General features: G+C 71.8%; 17 protein-coding genes and 3 pseudogenes. 13 read left to right on the top strand and 7 right to left on the bottom strand.

Annotation, left to right across the window (positions count from 1 at the left end; translation table 11 throughout):
- Positions 1 to 45: 45 nt before the first annotated feature.
- Entirely contained in the window at positions 46 to 2,088 is a 2,043-nt protein-coding gene (locus ACK2IS_RS01425) for an NAD(+) synthase (RefSeq protein ID WP_409484387.1), read from the bottom strand.
- A gap of 107 nt (positions 2,089 to 2,195) precedes the next feature.
- Between ACK2IS_RS01425 and ACK2IS_RS01420 the strand changes: the two genes are divergently transcribed.
- The 11 genes and pseudogenes from ACK2IS_RS01420 (at position 2,196) to ACK2IS_RS01370 (ending at position 13,922) form a co-directional block, all read left to right on the top strand.
- The gene (locus ACK2IS_RS01420) at positions 2,196 to 2,363 is read left to right on the top strand and encodes a hypothetical protein (RefSeq protein WP_409484386.1); all 168 of its coding nucleotides are present in this window, start codon (positions 2,196 to 2,198) and stop codon (positions 2,361 to 2,363) included.
- Positions 2,364 to 2,473: 110 nt separating this feature from the next.
- On the top strand, positions 2,474 to 3,880 hold the full coding sequence (gene purB, locus ACK2IS_RS01415) for an adenylosuccinate lyase (protein ID WP_409484385.1): 1,407 nt from the start codon (positions 2,474 to 2,476) through the stop codon (positions 3,878 to 3,880).
- Positions 3,881 to 3,992: 112 nt separating this feature from the next.
- Positions 3,993 to 4,622, top strand: a complete 630-nt coding sequence (locus ACK2IS_RS01410) for a hypothetical protein (RefSeq protein WP_409484384.1) — start codon at positions 3,993 to 3,995, stop codon at positions 4,620 to 4,622.
- Between the two features lie 146 nt (positions 4,623 to 4,768).
- Positions 4,769 to 5,296 carry a barstar family protein gene (locus ACK2IS_RS01405; RefSeq protein WP_409484383.1) on the top strand — a complete coding sequence of 176 codons (528 nt, stop codon included), beginning with the start codon at positions 4,769 to 4,771 and terminating at the stop codon, positions 5,294 to 5,296.
- Positions 5,297 to 5,337: 41 nt separating this feature from the next.
- Positions 5,338 to 5,916: a ribonuclease domain-containing protein gene (locus tag ACK2IS_RS01400; RefSeq protein ID WP_409484382.1), complete on the top strand. Its 579-nt coding sequence runs from the start codon at positions 5,338 to 5,340 to the stop codon at positions 5,914 to 5,916.
- Positions 5,917 to 6,131: 215 nt separating this feature from the next.
- Positions 6,132 to 7,285 (top strand): annotated as a pseudogene (locus tag ACK2IS_RS01395) (ISL3 family transposase); the annotation flags it as partial.
- Between the two features lie 1,371 nt (positions 7,286 to 8,656).
- Positions 8,657 to 9,438, top strand: a pseudogene (locus ACK2IS_RS01390) (transposase family protein).
- A gap of 528 nt (positions 9,439 to 9,966) precedes the next feature.
- A pseudogene (locus tag ACK2IS_RS01385) lies at positions 9,967 to 10,692 on the top strand (ISL3 family transposase); the annotation flags it as partial.
- A gap of 336 nt (positions 10,693 to 11,028) precedes the next feature.
- Complete coding sequence (locus ACK2IS_RS01380) at positions 11,029 to 11,346, top strand: metal-sensitive transcriptional regulator (RefSeq protein ID WP_409485694.1); 318 nt, start codon at positions 11,029 to 11,031, stop codon at positions 11,344 to 11,346.
- 57 nt (positions 11,347 to 11,403) lie between these two features.
- Positions 11,404 to 11,622 carry a heavy-metal-associated domain-containing protein gene (locus ACK2IS_RS01375; RefSeq protein WP_409484381.1) on the top strand — a complete coding sequence of 73 codons (219 nt, stop codon included), beginning with the start codon at positions 11,404 to 11,406 and terminating at the stop codon, positions 11,620 to 11,622.
- Positions 11,619 to 13,922, top strand: coding sequence for a heavy metal translocating P-type ATPase (locus ACK2IS_RS01370; RefSeq protein ID WP_409484380.1), 2,304 nt, complete (start codon positions 11,619 to 11,621; stop codon positions 13,920 to 13,922). Before ACK2IS_RS01375 ends, ACK2IS_RS01370 begins: the two co-directional genes overlap by 4 nt.
- A 178-nt stretch (positions 13,923 to 14,100) precedes the next feature.
- Here the strand turns inward: ACK2IS_RS01370 and ACK2IS_RS01365 are convergent, their stop codons facing one another.
- Both ACK2IS_RS01365 and ACK2IS_RS01360 read right to left on the bottom strand, forming a co-directional pair.
- Positions 14,101 to 14,736: a VOC family protein gene (locus ACK2IS_RS01365; RefSeq protein ID WP_409484379.1), complete on the bottom strand. Its 636-nt coding sequence runs from the start codon at positions 14,734 to 14,736 to the stop codon at positions 14,101 to 14,103.
- A gap of 61 nt (positions 14,737 to 14,797) precedes the next feature.
- Positions 14,798 to 15,613, bottom strand: coding sequence for an RNA methyltransferase (locus ACK2IS_RS01360; protein ID WP_409484378.1), 816 nt, complete (start codon positions 15,611 to 15,613; stop codon positions 14,798 to 14,800).
- 86 nt (positions 15,614 to 15,699) lie between these two features.
- Between ACK2IS_RS01360 and ACK2IS_RS01355 the strand changes: the two genes are divergently transcribed.
- Positions 15,700 to 16,308, top strand: coding sequence for a hypothetical protein (locus tag ACK2IS_RS01355; protein WP_409484377.1), 609 nt, complete (start codon positions 15,700 to 15,702; stop codon positions 16,306 to 16,308).
- An 83-nt stretch (positions 16,309 to 16,391) separates the two neighbouring features.
- Here ACK2IS_RS01355 and ACK2IS_RS01350 read toward each other — a convergent pair whose 3' ends face one another.
- From ACK2IS_RS01350 to serS, 4 genes are all read right to left on the bottom strand, one after another.
- On the bottom strand, positions 16,392 to 17,186 hold the full coding sequence (locus ACK2IS_RS01350; protein WP_409484376.1) for a hypothetical protein: 795 nt from the start codon (positions 17,184 to 17,186) through the stop codon (positions 16,392 to 16,394).
- Positions 17,187 to 17,191: 5 nt separating this feature from the next.
- Positions 17,192 to 18,532, bottom strand: coding sequence for a M15 family metallopeptidase (locus ACK2IS_RS01345; protein WP_409484375.1), 1,341 nt, complete (start codon positions 18,530 to 18,532; stop codon positions 17,192 to 17,194).
- A 155-nt stretch (positions 18,533 to 18,687) separates the two neighbouring features.
- Complete coding sequence (locus tag ACK2IS_RS01340) at positions 18,688 to 19,608, bottom strand: HAD family hydrolase (RefSeq protein WP_409484374.1); 921 nt, start codon at positions 19,606 to 19,608, stop codon at positions 18,688 to 18,690.
- Positions 19,608 to 20,942 (bottom strand): serine--tRNA ligase, encoded by a 1,335-nt coding sequence (gene serS, locus ACK2IS_RS01335; protein ID WP_409484373.1) that lies wholly within the window; start codon positions 20,940 to 20,942, stop codon positions 19,608 to 19,610. Before serS ends, ACK2IS_RS01340 begins: the two co-directional genes overlap by 1 nt.
- Positions 20,943 to 21,163: 221 nt before the next feature.
- On the opposite strand from serS, the gene ACK2IS_RS01330 reads away from it, so the two are divergent.
- Positions 21,164 to 22,408, top strand: a complete 1,245-nt coding sequence (locus ACK2IS_RS01330; RefSeq protein ID WP_409485693.1) for a diacylglycerol/lipid kinase family protein — start codon at positions 21,164 to 21,166, stop codon at positions 22,406 to 22,408.
- The last annotated feature ends 41 nt before the right edge of the window (positions 22,409 to 22,449 follow it).

The following is a 22,449-nucleotide window of genomic DNA, read 5'->3' as shown; positions in this document are numbered from 1 at the left end:
GGAGCCGCGTCGGCCCGGACCCCTCGGCCCGCGAGCGGTCAGCCGTCAGCCGGGGACGTTCGCCAGGTCGGCCAGCCAGATCGCCGGGGACGCGTCCGAGGGCATCCGCCAGTCACCGCGCGGCGAGAGCGACCCGCCCGCGACGACCTTGGGCCCGTTCGGCAGCGCCGAGCGCTTGAACTGCTGGGTGACGAACCGCTGGCAGAAGACCTCCAGCCAGTGCCGGATCTCGGCGAGGTCGTAGGCCTGACGGCGGTCCTGGGGGAACCCGGGCGGCCACTGCCCGGCGGTCTCGTCGTGCCACGCGTGCCACGCGAGGAAGGCCACCTTGCTCGGCCGGTAGCCGCGCCGCAGCACGTGGTAGAGCGTGAAGTCCTGCAGCGCGTAGGGCCCGATGGATGCCTCCGTGGACTGCGGCTGCTCGCCCTCCTTGGTGGGGACCAGCTCGGGGCTGATCTCGGTGTCGAGGATGGACCGCAGCGTCCCGGCGACCTCCTGGGTGAAGTCCCCCGAGGTCGTGCACCAGCGGATCAGGTGCTGCATCAGGGTCTTCGGGACGCCGGTGTTGACGCCGTAGTGCGACATCTGGTCGCCGACGCCGTAGGTGCACCAGCCGAGGGCGAGCTCGGACAGGTCGCCGGTGCCGACGACGATCCCGCCCAGGTGGTTGGCCAGGCGGAAGAGGTAGTCGTAGCGCAGCCCGGCCTGGACGTTCTCGAAGGTGATGTCGTAGACCTCCTCCCCCGCGCCGAAGGGGTGGTGCATGTCCTTGAGCATCTGGGTGGCCGCGGGCCGGATGTCGAGCTCGGCGAAGGTCACCCCGAGCTGCTCGCACAGCCGCTGGGCGTTGGTCCTGGTGTGCTCGGTCGTCGCGAAGCCCGGCATCGTGTAGGCCAGGACGTCGGTGCGCGGACGACCGAGGCGGTCCATGGCGCGGGCGCAGACGAGCAGCGCGTGGGTGGAGTCCAGGCCCCCGGAGACGCCGATGACGGCCTTGGGGCGCCCGATCGCCCGCATCCGCTGCACCAGGCCGGAGACCTGGATGTTGTAGGCCTCGTAGCAGTCCAGCGCCAGCCGGTCGGCGTCGTCGGGCACGAAGGGGAAGCGGTCGACCTGGCGCCGCAGCCCGATGTCGGTGAGCGGCGGCTGCAGCGTCAGCTCGACGGTGCGGAAGCGGCCGGCACGCTCGTGGTGGGTGCGCCGGTTGTCGTCGAAGCTGCCCATCCGGATCCGCTCGGCGACGAGCCGGTCCAGGTCGACGTCGGCGACGGACCGCTGCGGCCCCTGCGGGAAGCGCTCGGTCTCGGCGAGCAGGTCGCCGTTCTCGTAGACGAAGGTCTGCCCGTCCCAGGACAGGTCGGTCGTCGACTCGCCCTCGCCCGCGGCGGCGTACAGGTAGGCCGCGAGGCAGCGGCTGGACGCGGAGCGGGCGAGCAGGGCGCGGTCCTCGGCGCGGGCGACGGTGATCGGCGAGCCGGACAGGTTGGCCAGGATCGTCGCGCCGGCGAGCGCCGCCTCGGCCGACGGGGGCACCGGCACCCACATGTCCTCGCACACCTCGACGTGCAGCACGAAGCCCGCCACGTCGGTGGCGGCGAACAGCAGGTCCGGGCCGAAGGGCACGTCGCGACCCGCGACGACGATCTCGCCGGACACGTCGTCGCCGGGCGCGAAGTGTCGTCGCTCGTAGAACTCGCGGTAGGTCGGCAGGGCGGACTTCGGTGCCACGCCGAGGATCTCGCCGCGGTGGATGACGACGGCGCAGTTGTAGAGCCGGTTGGTCCGACGCAGCGGCGCCCCCACGACGAGGATCGGCAGCAGGTCCGCGCTCGCCTCGACGACGCGGGCCAGCTCCCGCTCCACGGCCTCGAGCAGCGGCTGCTGCAGGAAGAGGTCGTCCAGGGCGTAGCCGGACATCCCCAGCTCGGGGAAGACCGCGAGCGCCACGCCCTCCTCGTGCAGCTCGCGGGCCGCGGCGATCACCTGGTCGGCGTTGCGGGCCGGGTCCGCGACGGCCGTCGCGGCGGTGCAGGCCGCCACGCGGGCGAAGCCCTGGGCGTAGGCGCTGTGGAAGGTCTCGGCGGGCATGGCGCCATCCTGCCACCCGGCGGCGGGCCGGCCGGGTGACCTGGTGGATCGACCGGCTCTGCCGGGGTATGCCGGGGGCAAGACCCCCTGCTCCCCTGGAGGACCAGATGAAGGTCCGGACCTTCGACGAGGCCGTGGCCGAGAAGGCCGAGGGCGCCCTGGAGTGCCTGGCCGACGTGGCGCTCGCGCAGAAGCACCTGCAGGCCCGGCTGTCGGGGAAGATCGACCGGGCGCAGGACAGGTCCGGGCAGGCCAAGGGCACCGAGAAGTCCTGACGGGGGCGCCGGTTCCCGGCATACCGCCCGACCGGGCCCGGTCACCGCAGGGGTGGCCGGGCCCGATCCGTCGTCGGGCAGGTCACCCGTCGGCTGGCAGAATGACCGTCATGGCCTCCCTCGCTGACCTGACCCCGCCCATCGCCCTCGGCGCCCTCGACGGCCGATACCGCTCGGCGGTCGCGCCCCTGGTCGACCACCTGTCCGAGGCCGCCCTCAACCGCACCCGGGTCCATGTCGAGGTGGAGTGGCTGATCCACCTGACCCAGCAGCAGGTCGTGCCGGGCGTGCGTCGCCTCACCGACGAGGAGGTGCGCGAGCTGCGCGCCGTGGTCGTGCAGTTCGGCGCCGAGGACGTCGCCGAGCTGGCCGAGATCGAGCGCGAGACGGTGCACGACGTCAAGGCGGTGGAGTACTACCTGCAGCGCCGGGTCGACCGCATCGCCCCCGCCGACGCGGCCCGGCTCAGGCAGCTCATCCACTTCTGCTGCACCAGCGAGGACATCAACAACCTGTCCTACGCGCTCATGGTCCAGGGCGCCACGCGCGAGGTCTGGCTGCCCAAGGCCCGCGCGGTCGTCGACCAGCTGTCCGGCATGGCGCAGGACCTCGCCGTGGTCCCCCTCCTCGCGCACACCCACGGCCAGCCGGCCACGCCCACGACGATGGGCAAGGAGATCGCCGTCATGGCCCACCGCCTGGGCCGGCAGCTGCGCCGCGTCGAGGGTCAGGACTACCTCGGCAAGCTCAACGGCGCGACCGGCACCTACGGCGCGCACCTGGCCGCCGTGCCCGGTGCCGACTGGCAGGCAGTCTCGCGGTCCTTCGTCGAGGGCCTCGGCCTGACCTGGAACCCGCTCACCACCCAGATCGAGTCGCACGACTGGCAGGCCGAGCTCTACGCCGACGTCGCCCGCTTCAACCGGATCCTGCACAACGTGTGCACCGACTTCTGGACCTACATCTCGATGGGCTACTACGCCCAGGTGCGCGGCCAGGGCACCGTCGGCTCGTCGACGATGCCGCACAAGGTCAACCCGATCCGCTTCGAGAACGCCGAGGCCAACCTCGAGGTCTCCTGCGCCCTGCTGGACGTGCTGGCGGCCACGCTGGTGCAGTCGCGGCTGCAGCGCGACCTGACCGACTCCTCGATGCAGCGCAACGTCGGCACGGCGCTCGGCCACTCGATGCTGGCGCTGGACAACGTGTCTCGTGGTCTGGCAGGCCTGGACGCGGTGCCGGCGCGGATGGCCGAGGACCTCGACGGCAACTGGGAGGTGCTGGGCGAGCCGGTCCAGTCGGCGATGCGGGCGCTCGGTGCCCAGGGCGTCGCCGGGATGGACAACCCCTACGAGCGGCTCAAGGAGCTCACCCGCGGCCGCCGGATCGGGCAGGACGACCTGGTCGCTTTCGTGCGGGGCCTGGGCCTGCCCGCCGACGTCGAGGAGCGGCTGGCGGCGATGACCCCCGGCACGTATGTCGGCCTGGCGCCCACCCTGGTCGACCACCTGGGCTGAGCGTGTGACGGGGAGCGGTCACTCTGAGCGCACGCTGATCACCGGGTTGCCGAAAGGTCACGATCCGGTGCTCAGGGGTCTAGACGACGTGGATCGTGCCAATGACCAGAGCATGAACCGTAACGCCCTGCGCATCGCCACCCCTGTCCTGGCTTGCTCGCTCGCCCTGTCCGCCTGCGGCGGCGCCGAGAAGACCACGACGGCCGCGACCACCACGACCGCGACCACCGCCGCCGACGCCACCCCCGGCGCCGCCGTGACCACGACCACCGGCGTGGGCCCCGTGGCCACGACCACGGACGTCGTCCCGGCGGACTGCCCCACCGAGGCGACCCGCCACTTCGCCAAGACCCGCTTCGTCGCCAACGTCGGCCTGGCCGCCGGCACCTTCCACCGCTGGATCTACACGCCCTACCAGGCGGGCACCTTCAAGGAGGGCGCCCCCGGCCGCAAGACCGCCATCGCCAAGGGCCTGGCCGTCGCCGCCCTGGACTACAAGCTCATCAACAACGCCTACGACAACGTCAAGTCCGACCCGGCCATGTGCAAGGTCCTCGCCGGCCCCCTCGGCAAGCTCAAGGACACCGCCAGCCAGATGGCCGGTGGCCTCGCCAAGGGTGACCTGACTTCCGTCGTCGCCGCGCAGGGCCTGGTCAACCAGGTGATGGACTCCAGCAAGGCCGCGGGCATGCCCATCACGCCCACCACGGACGAGTCCAAGGCCGACCTGTCCAGCAAGTGACCCACCGTCGAGGCCTCCCGGGCGTCCCGGGGGGCCTCGACCGGTCTGCGCGCCCGCACCGGAGCCGCCATCGGCCCCTCTCCCCCGCCCGCCGTGCAGACGAGGCACACTGGAGCGATCCGACCGTCACCGAGAGCGAGGTCCTCGTGAGCAGCAGCCCGCCGACCGACGCCTGGGCCACCGTCCCCCACCGACTGCGACGCTCCGGGGAGCAGCTCGCCCCCGGCGTCTGGTGGGTCGAGCACGAGACCGTCGGCCCCTCCCGAGCCCGGGCGCTGCTCCTGGACGAGGACTTCCAGGTCATCCCCGTTCAGGGCGCCGACCTGCGGGACCTGCGCGCGGCCCAGGCCGCGGTCGCGGCGGCGCTGCGCCTGCCCGGCTCCGCCGCCGTCAACCTGGACGGCCTCGCCGACGCCTTGCGCGACCTGGACCTGTGGTGGCCACGCACCCGCCGGATCGCCCTGCTGTGGTCCGACGCGGACACGCTGCGTGATCACGACCGAGAGGGTTTCGACGAGCTGGTGTCCATCCTGAGCGAGGCGCACACCCACCTGTGGCAGTCTGACCGGCAGGACGAGGGGCCCGGCGACGAGCACGAGCGGGTGCTCGAGACCGTGCTGGTGCCGTCGGGCACCACGAGCCCCCTCGACCCCACGGACCCCTCCGTGCACTGATCGAGGCATCGACCACGTCACCGACCGAGAGCGAGGCGAGCGTGCGGCTCCCCCAGCGGCTGCGTCCCGACCGACTGCTGCCGGCCCTGATGGCGGTGGCACTGGTGAGCAGCCCGGCGCTCGCGGGGTGCTCCCACCCCAATCGCCCCCGCCCGGCCGCCTCGACCAGCAGGGCCGCGAAGGTGCGGCCCACCGCCGCTCCCTCGGCGCGGCCCAACGCTCCCCGCACCACCCCGGCACCGCGCCCGGCGTCCTCGTCCGTCGCACCGACCTCGGCCTTCGAGCCCAGGTCATCCACCGGTCCCACCTCGACCGCGGGGCGACTACGTCCCTGCCGGATGGCCGAGCTGCCGGCCCAGGTGCCCGCGGTGATCCTCGCCATCCGCGCGGGCGGCCCCTTCACGCACCCGCGCAACGACGGGGTGACGTTCGGCAACCGCGAGCGGATCCTGCCGCGCCAGCCGCGCGGCTACTACCACGAGTACACCGTCGAGACGCCCGGAGCCGACACGCGCGGCGCCCGCCGCATCATCACCGGTGGCGGCGGGCTGACCAGCCCCGAGCACTGGTACTACACCGGCGACCACTACCGCAGCTTCTGCGAGATCACCGACGCCTGAGGGGTTCGCCGCATCCGGACCCGGTCATTCCGCTGCGAGGCGACGGCCCGTGGAACGACGAGCTCGGCCCTGTTTCTCGGGCGCCGGAGATCTCTGGAATTCCGGGCCCTTCCCAGATGGGGGTGTAGCTCGCCGCTGGGCCTGACTGGGTGGGGTCGGTGTCGGGGTCTGCCGAGGATGGAGGTTCCTACGCCTGCCATCTGGAAGACCTCGACGTGCGTGACGCTACCTTCGCCGCTCCTGACCTGACTACCCTCACCGGGCTTGACGGCCTCGGTCTGCGCGTTGTGGGGCAGTGCCTGCTGCCCGACAGGGCCATCCTGGAGTGCCGGGTCGTCACCGACGGCGCTGCCCGCTGCCAGGAGCGCTGGTGTCGGGCCTGCGGCTGCGAAGGGCGGGTGCGGACACGGTCGTGCGTGAGCTGGCGCACGCACCACTGGGGTGGCGCCCGACGGTCTTGCGCGTCAGGTGGCGCCGCTACCGGGGCACCCAGTGCGAGCACGTGTGGCGCGAAGACCTGTCGCCCGCGGCGGCGCCGCGGGCGAAGCTGACGTGGACGGCGTTGGCGTGGGCGCTGGAAGCCCTGGTGGTCGCGCACCTGTCCATAGCTCGGATCGCCGACGCGCTGGGCGTGGCCTGGGACACCGCCGTCCTGGCCGAGGGCCGACGGCGCCTGATCAGCGACCGTTCCCGCTTCGACGGGGTGCGGGTCCTGGGCGTGGACGAGCACGTGTGGCGTCACACCCGCCGCGGGGACACGTACGTCACCGTCATCATCGACCTCACCGGTCTGCGGGACGGCACCGGGCCCGCCCGGCTGCTCGACATGGTCGAGGGCCGTTCCAAGGCCGTGTTCACGACCTGGCTCGCCGCCCGACCCAAGCCCTGGCGGGACGGGGTCGAGGTCGTCGCCATGGACGGGTTCAGCGGGTTCAAGACCGCCGCCGTCGAGGAGGTCCCGCAGTCGGTGACGGTGATGGACCCCTTCCACGTCGTGCGCCCGGCCGCCGACGCGTCGGACCAGTGCCGCCGCCGCGTCCAGCAGGACCTCCACGGGCACCGCGGCCGCACGAGCGACCCGCTGTACCGGGCCCGCCGGACCCTGCACACCGGCGTCGACCTGCTCACCGACACGCAGAAGACCCGCCTGACCAGCCTCTTCGCCGACGAACGCCACAGCGCGGTCGAGGTCACCTGGAGCGTGTACCAGCGCATGATCACCGCGTACCAACACCGCGACCGCACCATCGGGAAAGCCACCATGACCACGCTCATCGACACCATCGGCGCGGGCGTCCCGGCCGGGTTGCCTGAGGTTGCCCGCCTGGGACGCACCCTGGCCAGACGCGCCACCGACGTCCTCGCGTACCGTGCTGGGCGGGTCAATCGAGATGGATGAAATACCATCTCGATCTGATCGCATTCCCGAGGCGCTGGCTGGACTTACGAATGACAGGCTCGACAGCGGAATCAGGGCAATGCTTATCGCGATATTTCAGAGTTTCACGTCAGTTCTTTGGGATTGAGGGGGGGAAGCGGTTGGGGTGCTGCGGGGAGTGTCTCACGCGTTCACGGTTCGGGAGTTGAAGATCCCTCTTGTTCGCCACCCGTTCATCCTCTCGTATTCTGAGTCAGTCATTCTTTCGTTGTTCGGTGGGCTGTTTTCATGCCGGGTCCTGCCGCGAAGTCGCTCGTGCTGTCCAACGAGCAGGTCGAGGCATTGATCTCCCGGACCGTGAGCGTTTTTCATGTGGTGGTTTGACCTGTGGTGATGAGCATCCAGACTGCGGTGGTGATGGTGGTGAGGTGGTGTGGGCAGCCGCGGTAGCGGCGTAGGACTCGCCAGGCCTTCAGGACGGCGTTGGCGCGTTCTCCTCGGGCGCGGAGCTTGGCCTGGGAGGCGTTGACGACTCTCTCGTTCACCGACAGGGTGCGGCGTGCGAACAGGCCGGTCGTGGGGTGGTGGTGGACGGCGCGGTGGGGATGGTGGCTACGGCACCGCCCAGCAGATGGCGTCCTGCCTGACCAACCGGCAGGTCGCCCGCTGGGTCACACCTCCACTTCATGCGCCCTCATCGGCCTCAGCCTCGGCCTCCAGAAGACCCTTCCGGTTCAAGCGAGAAGAGCGTGCGATAAACCCAAGCATAACGCCCGCCATAACGGCGGCATGGCGCATTTCTATTATCACATGCGAGGAAATACTAGAAATTATGATCAGGCTTGAAAACAACGCTGCAGAGGCCACAAGGAGCTGCCTTGCCGATCGGGCATCTCGCGGAAGGAAGAAACATAGAGACCCGACTGTGAGTCCATAAACAAGCGCCCCCAACCTCATCCAGGAGTCCGGCCCGTCAAAAACCATGTGCGTGGAGATAAACGCCACACCCAGCAAGGCCACGGCAGGCGCCGTATTACACCTAGGGAGCGAATCGCACATGATTACCCCACCAATCATGGACATATTGATCGCTGCGCATCACTGGCCTCTCTCACCGATCTAGCTTAACCAACCAGATGGCTAGCGCACGAGCATAAAGTTTAGGTGTTCGACGTGTCGCTTCTCCGGGCGCATCGCTACTGAGGTTTTCTCACCAGGTTTGAGGGTCTGAGGGTGCTGCGGAGCTGGGACCTGCGGGGACGGCGTGTCGGATAGGTGCACGCGGGGCCCGGTGGTCAGGCTCGGTTTCACTCCTGTCCCCGCGCCCGAACCGAGCCCCGCGTGCTGTCATAGCGTGCCACCCTGCCCGTCCCTGTGTTCGTCGTGCGCCGCGTGTCGGCCTGGCTCCAGGCCCACCGCCGCCGTCACGACAAGCGGCCCTGGCAGCGGGCCGCGACGTGCTGGACCCAAGCCGTCCTGTTCCTGCGGTAGCTGGTCGACGCCACCGGCGTGCACCGCCTCGCGCGTGATCACGGCCTGTCCCAGGCGACCGCGTACCGATACCTGCACGAGGCCATCACCGTCGTCGCCGACCGCGCCCCGTCCCTGGACGACGTCCTGGCCGACCAGCTCGACGCGGGCGCCCCGTTCGTGTGCATGGACGGCACCCTCGTCCGCACCAACCGCTGCTGCGCCCCTTCCACCAGCACGAACGGCTACGACGTGTGGTACTCCGGCAAGCACCACGCTCATGGCGGGAACGTGCAGGTCCTCACCGACTCCACCGGGTTCCCGATCTGGACCAGCCCCGTCGAACCCGGCTCCACGCACGACATCACCGCCGCCCGCACCCACGCCCTGCCGGCCCTGTACGCTGCCGCCACGAAAGGCCTGCCCACGTTGGCGGACAAGGGCTACGCGGGTGCCGGTATCGGGATCCACACCCCGATCAAGGGCCAGAGCTCGACCGTGGGAACCGCGCCACGAACCGGCTGTTACGCGCGCTGCGCGCGCCCGCCGAGCGCGGCAACGCCATCCTCAAGCACTACCGAGCCCTGCGCCACGTCACCCTCGACCCCGGACGGATCGGCCACATCGCCGCCGCCACCCTCGTCATCGCCACCATGACCCGAGGCCGCTGGTGAGAAAACCTCATTGTTGGCGTGTCGTCTGAGTGCTGCGGCGATGCTGATGGTTCCGGTGACTCGGTGGGCGCTGATCGCGGTGTTGCATAGAACGGCCATTACGGCGGGCCCGTGGCCGGTGCGCAGCTGGTGACGGTCTTCGTCGTAGATGACGTCTCTGACCGGGCACAGCCGGTTCTCGCCCCCCAGTAGCCCCTGGACCAGGTCAGCGATGTCGCCGGGTCGGACGTCGGTCGCGGTCAAGGAGGTAATGACGTACACCTCGCACCAGGCTCACCGACGGCTCGCGCCGCCATGCTCACCCAGCAGCAGTCGGCGCCCGGAAGACGGGGGTCTTCCCGCCGGTGACCTGGGTGTGGGTCAAGCGCCGGTAGGCCTGCCCCGAGCCTGCTTGTGCGGGTGGGACGTTCGTCGGGCAGGACGAGCAGGTCGCGGCGCCGCGGACGCTGCTCACGACCCGCGTGGCGGGCCGTCCGCACCCGCCTGGACACCCTGGACCGCGACCCAGCACGCTTCGAAGGCGTGGACATGCTCGGTGTCGACGAGCATGTCTGGCACCACGTCGACCAACGCAAGCGTGACCCGACGATGCTCACGGGGATGGTCGACCTGACCCGCGACGAGCACGGACGAGTCCGCGCCCGCCTGCTCGACCTGGTCCCGGGCCGGTCCGGGACGGTGTACGGGCACTGGCTCACCCAGCGCCGCGAGGACTTCCGGGCCGGGGTGCAGGTCGCCACCCTCGATCCGTTCCACGGGTACAAGAACCCCGTCGCCGAGCACCGGCAGGATGCAACCGCGGTCGTCGACGCGTTCCATGTCGTCAAGCTCGCCACCGGCTGCGCCGACGACGTCCGCCAACGACGTCCGCCGCCGCGTCCGGACCGACACCCTCGTCCACCACGGCCGCAAGGGCGACCCCCTGTACGGCATCCGCACCATCTTGCGCGCCGGGATCGAGAACCTCACCGACCGCCAACGCGCCCGCCTGACGGCGGCGTACAGCGCGCACGACGCCCACGTCGACGTCGAGCTCGCCCGGCAGGTCGCCCAAGAGATACGTGCCCTGTTCCACGCTCCGACGCCCGCCCACGGCAAGGCTTCGGCGCAACACCCCTCGATGTTCTGCCGAGCTGCCCGATCCCCGAGATCCGACGCCTGGGCCGCACGTTGAAGCAGTGGGCCCAACCCCTGCTCGCGTACTTCGACAGCGGCGGCGCGTCCAACGGCGGCACCGAAGCCATCAACGGCCTCATCGAGCCCCAGCGCCGGATCGCCCGAGGCTTCCGCAACCGCACCACCTACCGCCTACGCTGCCTCCTGGTCGCCGGCGGATTCACCCCACGAACCCACGCTCAAGTCGGAAGAGCCGGTTCCCGGAGCCAACGCTCCCGCCCTGTCGCGCCTCGCGTCGAGCGCAGCGCGGGTAGCGTCAGACCGGTACAGCTTGCCGTGACGGCGCACGTCCACCACGAGGACCTCACCTCGCACCCGCCCGGACACGACCGGAGCCCGGTCCGCCACGCCGTGAGCCCAGCCCTGGAAATACCCCCTAGGGGTATTAGTGTTGATCGCGTCGAAGGAGGCCGGATGACCGACACCTGCCAGCACGCACCCCCGCTGCCCGCCTACGCCGAGGCCGACCACAAGGACGCCTACCTCAAGCGGCTGCGGCGCATCGAGGGTCAGGTCCGCGGCGTCCAGCGGATGGTCGACGAGGACACCTACTGCATCGACGTCCTCACCCAGATCTCGGCGATCACCAAGGCCCTGCAGGCCGTCAGCCTGGGCCTGCTCGAGGACCACATCGGCCACTGCGTCGTCGGCGCCGCACGCGAGTCCGACGAGGCCGCGGCCGCCAAGGTCGCCGAGGCGTCCGCCGCCATCGCACGGCTCGTCAAGAGCTGAACCGCACGTCACGAGCCGGGTCCCCGGCCCGAGCCGGCCCACCCCCAGGAGAGCGTCATGAGCCAGACCACCACCATCACCGTCAACGGCATGACCTGCGGCCACTGCACCAGCGCGGTCACGTCCGAGCTCCAGGAGGTCGACGGCGTCCAGGACGTGCAGATCGACCTGGTCGCGGGTGGCGACTCCCCCGTGACCATCACCAGCGACGGACCGCTCGACCTGGCGGCCGTCAAGGCCGCCGTCGACGAGGCGGGCTACACGGTGGTCGGGTGAGCACCGCGACCGAGCAGGACCGCCACGAGGTCGACCTGGCCATCGGTGGGATGACCTGCGCGTCCTGCTCGAGCCGCGTGGAGCGCAAGCTCAACAGGCTCGACGGCGTGGACGCCACCGTCAACCTCGCCACCGAGAAGGCTCACGTCGCCTTCCCCGGCTCGGTGTCGGTGGCCGACCTGATCGCGGTCGTGGAGCGCACCGGCTACACCGCGACCGACCTGACGCTCGCCCCGGCCGGGGCGACCCGCGTCGCGGGCTCGGTCGACGAGAGCGGCGGGGACGGCGGCGGCGCCCCGGGCGGACCCCGGCTCGCCGAGACCCAGCAGGACCCGCAGGCTACCCCCGGCTCGGCATACCGACTGGACCAGGCGATGAGCCGCGCGTCGCTGCGGTCACGCCTCCTTGTCGCCGCCCCGCTGACGGCCCTCGTGGTGGTGCTGGCGATGGCGCCGTCGGTGCACCACGCGCTGGGCGACGCCCGGCCGTGGGTGGAGCTGCTGCTGTCGCTGCCCGTGGCGGTGTGGGCCGCGTGGCCCTTCCACCGGTCGGCGGCGATCACCGCCCGGCACGGCGCCTCCACCATGGACACCCTGGTCAGCCTAGGCGTGATCGCCTCGATGCTGTGGTCGCTCGTGGCCACGCTGGCGGGCAGCAGCGGGCACATGTACTACGAGGTCGCCGCCGTGGTCGTGACCTTCCTGCTCGCCGGTCGCCTCGCCGAGCACCGCGCCCGCACTGCCGGGAAGTCCGCGCTCACCAGCCTGCTGGAGCTCGGCGCCAAGGACGTCGCGGTGCAGCGCATCGACCCGGTCGACCGGATCACCCGCGAGACCCGCATCCCGATCGAGCAGCTGCAGGTGGGCGAGCAGTTCGTGGTGCGGCCCGGGGAGAAGGTCGCCACCGACGGCGTCGTCGTCGACGGCACCTCGGCCCTCGACCGCTCCCTGGTCACCGGCGAGTCGCTGCCCGTCGAGGTCGGTCCCGGCGACGAGGTCACCGGCGGCACCCTCAACGCGCACGGCCGCCTGCTGGTGCAGGCGACCCGGGTCGGCGCGGACACCACGCTGGCCGGCATCACCCGCCTCGTCGAGCAGGCCCAGACCGGCAAGGCCCCCGTGCAACGGCTGGCCGACCGGATCTCGGCGGTCTTCGTGCCCGTGGTGCTGGTCGTCGCGGTGCTCACCTTCGGCGGGTGGCTGGTCACCGGGCACCCGGCCGCGGCCGCGCTCTCCGCCGCCGTCTCGGTGCTCGTCGTCGCCTGCCCCTGCGCGCTCGGGCTGGCCACCCCCACCGGGCTGCTCGTCGGCACCGGCCGGGCCGCCGAGCTCGGCGTGCTGATCAAGGGCCCGGAGATCCTGGAGTCCACCCGCCGTATCGACACCGTGGTCCTGGACAAGACCGGCACGCTCACCACCGGCTCCGCCACGCTCGTGGACGTCACCCCCTCGGGACGACTCACCCCCACCGCGGCGCTGCAGGCCGCGGCGTCGGTCGAGGCCGGGTCCGAGCACCCCCTCGCCCGGGCGATCGTGCGGGCCGCGCAGGCCGAGGGGCTCGACCTGCGCCCGATCACCGGCTTCACCACCCTGCCCGGTCTCGGGGCCCGCGCCACCATCAAGGACACCGAGGTCACGGTCGGTCGGGCCAGCCTGTTCGACCTCGTCCCCGGCGACCTGCAGGGCGACCGGGTCGGCACCACGGTGTATGTCGGCTGGGGCGGCGTCGCCCATGCCGCGCTCACCGTCGCCGACGAGCTGCGCGACAGCTCCGCCGACTCGGTGCAGCGGCTGCGCGACCTCGGGCTGCGCACCGTGCTGCTCACCGGCGACAACCGTCGCACGGCCGCCCAGGTCGGCGAGCAGGTCGGCATCGGCGCGGCCGACGTGGTCGCCGAGGTGCTCCCCCACGAGAAGCACGCCGAGATCGCCCGCCTCCAGCAGCAGGGCCGGGTCGTCGCGATGGTCGGCGACGGGATCAACGACGCCGCCGCCCTCGCCCAGGCCGACCTCGGGCTCGCGATGGGCTCCGGCGCGGACGTCGCCATCGACTCGGCCGACATCGTGCTCGTGCGCCCCGACGTGGGCGCCGTCGCCGACGCGATCGCGCTCTCCCGGCGGACCCTGCGGATCATCCGGCAGAACCTCGCCTGGGCCTTCGGCTACAACGTGATCGCGATCCCGCTGGCCGTGCTCGGCAGGCTCGACCCGATGGTCTCCGGCGCCGCGATGGCCCTGTCCAGCGTGCTGGTCGTCACCAACTCGCTGCGGCTGCGGTCCTTCGGCCGCACCCCCTCCTGAGCGCCGCTGCTGCCCGACCACCCGGCAGCAGCGCCACCAGCAGCCGGGAGTCACGAGGACGGGCCGCGCACCCCGATGGGGTGCGCGGCCCGTCCTCGTGCCCGCTGGCGTGTCGCGACGGTCACTGCGACGTGGTGACCGCCGGCTCGCAGCGCGAGTCCTGGCGCCGGCATACGGCTCAGACGGTGACCTCGCCCTGCGGGGTGGAGAAGGTCACCGCCATCAGCCCGGGCTGACCCTTGGGCGAGACGAAGTCGAAGTCGATGACCGAGGAGGTGTCGTCGGCGTCCTTGCCGAGCCAGTCCCGCACGCGGTCGGGCGACCCGGCGATGGTGATCCGCTGGATGGTCACCAGGGTCGCGGCCTCCGACGAGGGGTGCTGGACCCCGTCGTCCCACTGCACGAAGTACGGCAGCTGCGGGTCGGCCAGCAACCCGTTGACGCCCAGCTGACGCCAGGAGTGGTGAACGCCGTCGGGACGGGTCCGTGACCCCGCGACCGCGTCGCGGCCCACCCGCTCCTCGACCCGGGTGATGTCGTCGACCCGCACCACCCACCCCATCCAGCCGCCCCCCTGGGCGCACCGCGCCTTGACGGCCTGGCCGAAGGGCGCCTTGTCGCACACCGGGTGGTCGAGCGACTCGACGACCTCGACGTACCGCTCGTGCGCCAGCGGCAGGATGATGTTGCGTGTGCCGAAGGCCGGGTGGACCCCGCCATACACCGGCTCCACCCCCAGTCGCTCGGCCAGCCGCTGGGCGGTGGCGATGGAGCCGTCCGGCTCGGCCGCATAGGAGACGTGATCGACGCGCATGGCCTCATGGTGACACAGAGGCATCGATGATCATGCAGCCGGGGTGACCGTTGGGACACCCTCAGCGACCGGCGACCCGACGCTGCCGCACCGCCTCGTAGATCACGATGGCCGCGGAGGTGGCGACGTTGAGCGAGTTGGCGCGGCCCACCATCGGGATCCGCACCCGCACGTCAGCGGCCTCGAGGAACTCCCTTGTGAGGCCGGTCTTCTCGGCGCCGACCGCGATCGCGACCGGTCCGGTGTAGTCCACGTCGGTGTGCTCCACGTCGGTGTCCGGCGTCGCCGCGACGACCGTCACGCCGCGCTCCCGGCAGGCTGCCAGCGTCTGCGCGGACGTCGCCGTGGCCACCGGGACGGAGAACACCGTGCCCTTGCTCCCGCGGATGACATTCGGGTTGCCCCAGTCGGTGACCGGGTCGGCGGCGAGCACCGCGTCGACCCCCGCGGCGTCGGCCGTGCGGAGCATGGCACCCAGGTTGCCGGGCTTCTCGACGCCTTCGCAGATGAGCAGGAAGGGGTCCTCGGGCAGGGCCAGGTCGGCCAGGCTGCGGTCCACCGAGGCGACGACGGCGAGGAAACCGTCCGGCCCCTCCCGGTAGGCGACCTTCTCGAAGGCCGCACGCCCCAGCCGCACCGTCTCCGCGCCGTCCTCCGCCGCCGCACGCACCACCGCCAGCCGGGCGTCCGGGTCCGGCATCAGCTCCGGGCAGTAGTACAACGACTGCGGGCGCACCCCCGCGGACAGGGCCAGCTCCAGCTCCTCGAAACCCTCCAGGAGCGTCAACCCCGCCTCCTCCCGGACACGTCGGCGGCGCAGGCCGGTCAGGGCACGCAGGCGAGGGTTGGCGGCAGAGGTGATCACGAGCTCGGACATGGTGTCCCCAGGATGACACGGCCGTATGGCGGGTGGGACGCCCAGCCTGCCGTCTCACGACCCTCGCGCGGTGACAGCATGGGCCCATGAGCACCCAGCCGCGCCTCCGCCGCTTCGCCGTCCGCCAGCGCATCACGATGCTGGTCAACCGCTACGAGATCCGCGAGCTCGACGACGCGGGCGACGAGGGGGCGCTGCTGGCCTTCGCGCAGCAGAAGCGGTTCGCGTTCAAGGAGCAGGTGACGTTCTACGCCGACGAGGCCAAGACCCAGGCGGTGTTCTCCTTCCGGGCGCGGCAGCGGATCGACCTGGCCGCGACCTACGACATCACCGACGCCCACGGCCAGGCGATCGGCTGGTTCCGCAAGGACTTCGCCAGGTCGCTGCTGCGCTCCACCTGGCACCTCGGCACCGTCGACGGGCTGGAGTCGACCGGCACCGAGCGCAACCAGGGGGTCGCGCTGGCCCGGCGGCTCTTCGAGATCGTCCCCGTGCTCGACGAGCTGCCGATCCCGTGGGTCTACCACTTCGACTTCACCGCCAACGACGGCACCCCGGTGCTCGGCGTCGAGCGCAAGATCTCGGTGCGCGACCGGTATGTCGTGGAGCTGCCCACCGCCGCGAACGGGTGGCAGCTCGACTGGCGCTGCGCGGCCGCGATGGCCGTGGCCCTGGACGCCCTTCAGGCCCGCTGACCCCGTCGCCGCTGCCCCCGGGATCTCACCACCCCCGCGCCTCGGCCAGCCCGCGTCTCACCCGCCCCACCCGCCCGCGACGTTCAGCGGGTGACGCTCTCGACCACGGCGTCGATCTGCGCGGGCGTCAAGGGCCCGGCCTGCTCCTGGAGCATCAGGAAGGTCACCTGTCGGTCGCGGACGCCGACGACCTCCAGCCACCGCGTCGGATCCCCCTCGAGCACACGGCGGTCCACGAGCCTGTCGGCCGAGACGTCGATCTCCTCGTAGTCCGGCGGCGCGCACGACCGACCCTGCTCACGATGGATCTGCAGGAAGCGGGTGGCGGCGGCGGCCGAGGCCAGCTCCAGAACCACCGATGTCCCGGAAGCACCAGCAGGCCCGACATAGCTGCCTTCCAGGGCCGCCGTGGGGACCGGCCACCCTGCCGGGGCCTGACGACACCCCAGCGCCAGGATCTCGTTGGCGGTGGAGTGCGCGTCGCGGGCGTTGACCCAGCTGCCGTTGGGGATGTACCCACCGTCGGCGCCGTCCCCGACCTGGGTGTGCCACCCCGAGGGCGTGGGCAGGGCGCGGGCGTCCAACGCGCCCGCCGTGGTGGGAGCCGGCGCCGTGGGTCTGGGCGGCTCGACGACGGGTGCCTCACCCGCCCGCGACTCGGCACCGGTGGCCCGGACGGGGGCACTGCTCGACACGCCCGTCGGCCCGGACGACCCCGTGTCGACCGATCCGGCGGCCACGGTCCGCGAGGGGGCGACCGGTGTCACCACCGGGGCCGAGCGTGCCGCCGGCCCCGCGAGATCGTCCGTGCCCGAGCACCCCGCGAGCGCCGACCCCGTCACCAGCACCGCGAGCGCGAAGGGGCCCTTCCCCGGCATACGGCTCATCGTTGGAAGTGCTGCCAGTCGAACCCGCTCAGCCAGGTGAAGCCGTTGGCCTGCAACGCCCGGGTGAAAGGGTGGCCGGGCGTGAGCATCCCTGGACGGTAGGGCGATCGGGCGACGTAGGCCGCGCCGTTGCGGGGCAGCCACACGCCGGACGGGATGCGGTAGGGGTTCTCGACGGTGTTGATGTCGATCGACGTGCCATAGGCGTGCGGGGACATCCGGTAGGGATTGCCGGTGACGCGGCGACAGTTGAAGGCATTGGTGTTGTCGTGCTCCATGGAGACCACGTCGTCGCCGCCGTAGACGCTGGCGTCACGCATCTCCCGGATCGGGAAGCGCCCGTCGAAGGCCACCTGGAAGGCCCGCAGGATCGGTGCCACGTCGCCGCTGCGGATCACCAGCCGCCCGCGGTGGATCCGGCCGTCGAAGCCCCAGTGGTTCATGTCGATCGTGCTCAGGCGCGACGGGCCGACGGGGCACCCGGTGCGATAGGTCGCCGGCACGTCCGACCGGACGGTGCCACGGACGACGGGACGCAGCACGGCGGCCCGACGGACCACCCGCGTCCGGCTGACCACGACCCGGCCTCCGGGCAGGGTGATCGCGGCGCGGACGGTGAACGACCCGGCCGTGCCTCGGCCGTAGGCGAGCGGCATGGCCCAGGCGCCTCCGCTCGTCGAGGGGCGGGTGGCGGCGCTGCGCCACACGCCGCCCACCAAGACCTCGGTGCGGACCGGGATGCCGGCGAGCCGCGGCACGATGCCCCCGGCCAGCGTCGGGTCCAGGAGGGTGTCGAGGGTCGCCGGGACCGCGAGCGTGACGGCGGGGTTCACCACCGTTCGGCGTTCGACCTGCGAGGCGCCGCCTGCAGCCATGGTGGCTTGGTAGGTGACGGTGCCCGGCGGGGTCATCGGGCCGACCCAGGTGAACCGGCCTAGCGCGTCGGTGGCCACGTAGCCGGCGTTGGTCCAGGCCGTCTGTCCCGGCAGCAGGCGCCGGATGGTGACCGTCGCTCCGGCGCGGGCCGGCAGCGTGAGGCCGGTGACCCGCGTCCGGCCCAGCCCTGCGACCCAGTGGAAGGGCCAGGAGCAGTCCTCGCAACCGACCTGGAGACGCAGCGCCTGACCGTCGGGCTGGTGCGGGCTCAGGGTGGCGGAGGGGGTGGGGCTCGTGCCGGTGGACGTCGGTATGCCGGGGAGCGGCTCGCCCGGGATGGGGTCCGTCGAGCTCTCCACGGGCTGGACGGGGTCGGGGTCCGCCAGGGCTGCTCCGGCAGGTGTCAACAACGCCCCGGCGAGCAGCGTCGCCATGGTCACCCGCAAGCCGGTCGTGTGCACGACACCCCCCGAAGTTCACTTTCAGTAGTTGCACGCTACTTCAAGTGACAGCCGAGGTGGGCGGCTTTCTGCATCCGGGATGGACCCCGTCGAGGCCGGGCCTGCCCCGTGCGGACGCCGAGGCGCCCCGACGCGGTCCGGGGGTGGCCGGGGGATCAGGCGATCAGGGAGCGCAGCACCGGCACGAGACCGTCGTCGTCGACGTGCCCGGTCACCTCGTCGGCGACGGCCTTGACCTCGTCGGGGGCGTTGCCCATGGCCACCCCGCGGGCGGCCCAGGACAGCATCTCCAGGTCGTTGCGCTGGTCGCCGCAGGCCACGGTGTCGCGGGGGTCGACGCCGAGCTTGCGGCGCACCAGCTCCAGCGCCGAGGCCTTGGAGACGCCCTCGGGGTTGATGTCGAGCCAGGCGGAGAAGCCGACGGCGTACGACACGCCGTGCAGGCCCACCGAGTGCACGGTGCGCAGGAAGTCCTCCACCGGCACGTCGGGCTGGCGCAGGGTCACGCGGGTGGCCGGGGTGGCGACGAGCTCGTCCCAGCCGACCACGCGGATCTTGCCGTCGAGCTCGCCCTCGGGGAAGGGCTCGTTGACCTTGAACCCCTTGCCGAGCTCCTCGACCGCGACCAGGGCGCCGGGGATCCTGGCGCGCAGCAGCTCCAAGGACGGGCCGGGCTCGAAGGTCACGACCTCGGTGAACTTGTAGCCCTTCTTGCGCTCGGGGTCGAGCTTGAGGGTGACGGCGCCGTTGGAGCACACCGCCCGCCCGCGCGAGATCCCGAGGCTGCGGATGATCGGCATGGCCGCCACGCAGGCGCGCCCGGTGGCCATGACCACGTGCACCCCGGCCTCGGCGACGTCCTGGACGGCCTCGCGCACCGCGTCGGACATTTCGCCCGCGTGGTTGATGGTGGTGCCGTCGATGTCCAGGCAGACCATCCGCGGACGACGGGCCCGGCGGGAGTCCACCACCTCGTCCTCGACCGCGCCGACCGGCGTCGAGCCCGGGTCCGCCACGCAGGTCACCGTCTCGTCCGCGGCCTGCGGGCTGCCCGGCTCGCGCCCGACGCCCGGCATCAGCGGGACACCGGCTCGAGGACCTCGCGCCCGCCCAGCCAGGGCCGCAGCGCCGCGGGCACCCGCACGGACCCGTCGGCCTGCTGGTGGTTCTCGAGCAGCGCGACCATCGGGCGGGTGTTGGTGAGCATGGTGCCGTTGAGCGTGGCGACGACGCGGGTGCCGCTGCCCTGCGGGTCGCGCTCGCGGATGCCGAGCCGCCGCGCCTGGAAGGTCGTGCAGTTCGACGTGGAGGTCAGCTCCCGGTAACGCTCCTGGCTGGGCACCCATGCCTCGCAGTCGAACTTGCGCGCCGCCGGCCCGCCGAGGTCGCCGGCGGCCACGTCGATCACGCGGTAGGGCAGCTCGAGCGCGTCGAGCATCCGGCGCTCGATGCGCAGCAGGTTGGCGTGCTCTGCCTCGGCGTCCTCGGGACGGCAGTAGACGAACATCTCGGTCTTCTGGAACTGGTGGACCCGGAAGATTCCCTTGGTGTCCTTGCCGTGGCTGCCCGCCTCGCGTCGGTAGCACGTCGAGGTCGCGGTGTAGCGCAGCGGACCGGCGCCCAGGTCGACGATCTCGTCCAGGTGGTAGCCCGCCAGGCCCACCTCCGAGGTGCCGGTGAGGTAGAGCTCGTCGGCGGGCAGCTGGTAGACCTCGTCGGCGTGGCTGTCCAGGAAGCCCGCGCCCGCCATGGTGTGGCCCTTGACCAGGTTGGGGACGACGAGGGGAACGAAGCCCTCCTCGCTCGCGACCTGCTGGGCCAGACCCATGAGGGCGTACTCCAGCCGGGCGCCGTCACCCACGAGGTAGTAGAACCGGCTGCCCGCGACCTTGGCGCCGCGCTCCAGGTCCATGATCCCCAGGCCCAGGCCGAGGTCGACGTGGTCCTTGGGCGCGAAGCCCTCGGCCGCGAAGTCCCGAGGCGTCCCGACCTCCTCGACCAGCGCGAAGTCCTCCTCGCCACCGGTCGGGACCCCGTCGACGACGACGTTGCCCACGCGGAGGGCGATGGTCTCCATCTCGCGGGCCGCCTCGTCGGCCGCCTGCTCGAGCTCCTTGACCCGGTCGCTCAGCTCGGCGGCCCGGGTGCGAGCGGCCTGGGCCTGCGCCATCAGCTCGTCGGCGTCGGCGTCACCGGCCTTCCGGGCCTTCTGCGCGCGGCCCATGAGAGCACCCACGTCCTTGGAGACGGACTTCTGCTCCGCCCGCAGCTGCTCGAACCCGGACTGCGCCGAGCGTCGGCGCCGGTCGAGGTCGAGGATCTGGTCGACGAGGGTGGGGTCCTCGCCACGGGCCGTTTGCGACGCCCGGACCCGCTCGGGGTCCTCGCGCAGGAGCTTGATGTCGATCACGGGCCGAGCCTAGTGGGCGGTCCGGCCACCCTCCACCTGGTATGACGGCCGTCCCCGACGGCGAGATGCACACCTGATGACGACGGGGCGACCCGCAGGTATGCCGAGGGGGAACCCTGCCGCCGCCCGCGCGGTGGACGCAAGGTCACGAACAGACCCCGATCAGTCCAAACCAGGTAGGCAGGCTTGGGTGCCTGGGTACGGTCACCCTCGTGCCAGTCATGTGGGTGTGGATCATCGTCCTGGTCGTCGTGCTGACGGCCGTCCTTGCCGTGCTCGCCCTGCGGGGGAGGGACCGGGAGCCGGTCGGCACCAGGCCACCTGAGCCGGTCGCCGAGCCCACGTCGACCCCTGCGCCGACCCCTGGGCCAGAGCCGCTCCGGGAGCCGGAGCGCGAGCCTCGTCCTGAGCCTGAGCCTGAGCCTGAGCCTGAGCCGAGCCTCCCCCGCGCCGCCGTCATCGTCAACCCCACCAAGTTCGACGACGTGGCAGAGGTCCGCGCCGAGGTGACCGAGGTCTGCCAGGAGCTCGGCTGGGACGAGCCGCTGTGGCTCGAGACCACCGAGGACGACCCGGGCTCGGGGCAGACCAAGGAGGCCATCGACGCCGGCGTCCAGGTGATCTGCCCCCTCGGCGGTGACGGCACCGTGCGCACCGTCGGCAGCGAGCTCACCGCTGCAGGCAACCCCGTCCCGATGGGGCTGCTGCCCGGCGGCACCGGGAACCTGCTGGCCCGCAACCTCGACCTGCCGGTCGACTCGCTGCGCGACGCCCTCGTCATCGCGCTCACCGGCGAGGTCCGCACCATCGACGTGGGGGTGCTCACCGTCGACCCGGCCCCCCGGGACGACGAGCACGAGATCGACGGCGAGGAGACCGACGCCGGCAGCATCCCGCCGGAGGACTCCGGCCCGGAGGAGATGTACTTCCTCGTCATGGCGGGCATGGGCTTCGACGCGGACATCATGGCCGACGCCCCCGAGGGCCTGAAGGCCGCGATGGGCTGGCCGGCATACATCGTCTCGGGCCTGAAGCACCTGTGGGGCTCGCAGTTCAAGGCCCGGGTGGAGACGGACACCGAGCGCTTCTCCCGGCGTACCCGCAGCGTCATCGTCGGCAACTGCGGCAAGATCCAGGGCCTGGCGCTCATGCCCGAGGCCCAGGTCGACGACGGCCACCTGGACGCCCTCGTGCTGTCGCCGGACGGCGGGATCGGCTGGGGCGCGGTCGCGCTGCGGCTGATCACCGCCCAGCGCAAGGGCCACCACCGGGTGACCCACCACACCACGCGGGCGATCTCGGTGCGCTCGGACCAGCCCGTGCAGGTCCAGCTGGACGGCGACACGATCGGTGAGCGCACCAGCATGCGCGCGACCGTCCGACCCCTGGCCCTGAGCGTGCGCGTGGCCGACGCGACCCCCGACACCGGCGCCACGGCCGCCGTGCCCGGCCCCGGACGGGAGTGACTGGTTGCGTCGGCTCCACCGTCACCACCTCAGGCGTCTCG

This window comes from Arsenicicoccus dermatophilus (genome assembly GCF_046267915.1).
GTDB classification, from domain to species: domain Bacteria; phylum Actinomycetota; class Actinomycetes; order Actinomycetales; family Dermatophilaceae; genus Arsenicicoccus; species Arsenicicoccus dermatophilus_A.
This window is presented reverse-complemented; position numbering and strand designations above follow the sequence as displayed.

Excerpts from the sequence above, each read along its gene's own strand:
- purB (WP_409484385.1), top strand. The coding sequence starts at position 2,474 with ATGGCCTCCCTCGCTGACCTGACCCCGCCCATCGCCCTCGGCGCCCTC.
- ACK2IS_RS01350 (WP_409484376.1), bottom strand. The coding sequence starts at position 17,186 with ATGCCGGGGAAGGGCCCCTTCGCGCTCGCGGTGCTGGTGACGGGGTCG.
- ACK2IS_RS01340 (WP_409484374.1), bottom strand. The coding sequence starts at position 19,608 with ATGCCGGGCGTCGGGCGCGAGCCGGGCAGCCCGCAGGCCGCGGACGAG.
- ACK2IS_RS01420 (WP_409484386.1), top strand. The coding sequence starts at position 2,196 with ATGAAGGTCCGGACCTTCGACGAGGCCGTGGCCGAGAAGGCCGAGGGC.
- ACK2IS_RS01360 (WP_409484378.1), bottom strand. The coding sequence starts at position 15,613 with ATGTCCGAGCTCGTGATCACCTCTGCCGCCAACCCTCGCCTGCGTGCC.
- ACK2IS_RS01425 (WP_409484387.1), bottom strand. The coding sequence starts at position 2,088 with ATGCCCGCCGAGACCTTCCACAGCGCCTACGCCCAGGGCTTCGCCCGC.
- ACK2IS_RS01355 (WP_409484377.1), top strand. The coding sequence starts at position 15,700 with ATGAGCACCCAGCCGCGCCTCCGCCGCTTCGCCGTCCGCCAGCGCATC.
- ACK2IS_RS01380 (WP_409485694.1), top strand. The coding sequence starts at position 11,029 with ATGACCGACACCTGCCAGCACGCACCCCCGCTGCCCGCCTACGCCGAG.
- ACK2IS_RS01330 (WP_409485693.1), top strand. The coding sequence starts at position 21,164 with ATGTGGGTGTGGATCATCGTCCTGGTCGTCGTGCTGACGGCCGTCCTT.
- ACK2IS_RS01410 (WP_409484384.1), top strand. The coding sequence starts at position 3,993 with ATGAACCGTAACGCCCTGCGCATCGCCACCCCTGTCCTGGCTTGCTCG.
- ACK2IS_RS01375 (WP_409484381.1), top strand. The coding sequence starts at position 11,404 with ATGAGCCAGACCACCACCATCACCGTCAACGGCATGACCTGCGGCCAC.
- ACK2IS_RS01365 (WP_409484379.1), bottom strand. The coding sequence starts at position 14,736 with ATGCGCGTCGATCACGTCTCCTATGCGGCCGAGCCGGACGGCTCCATC.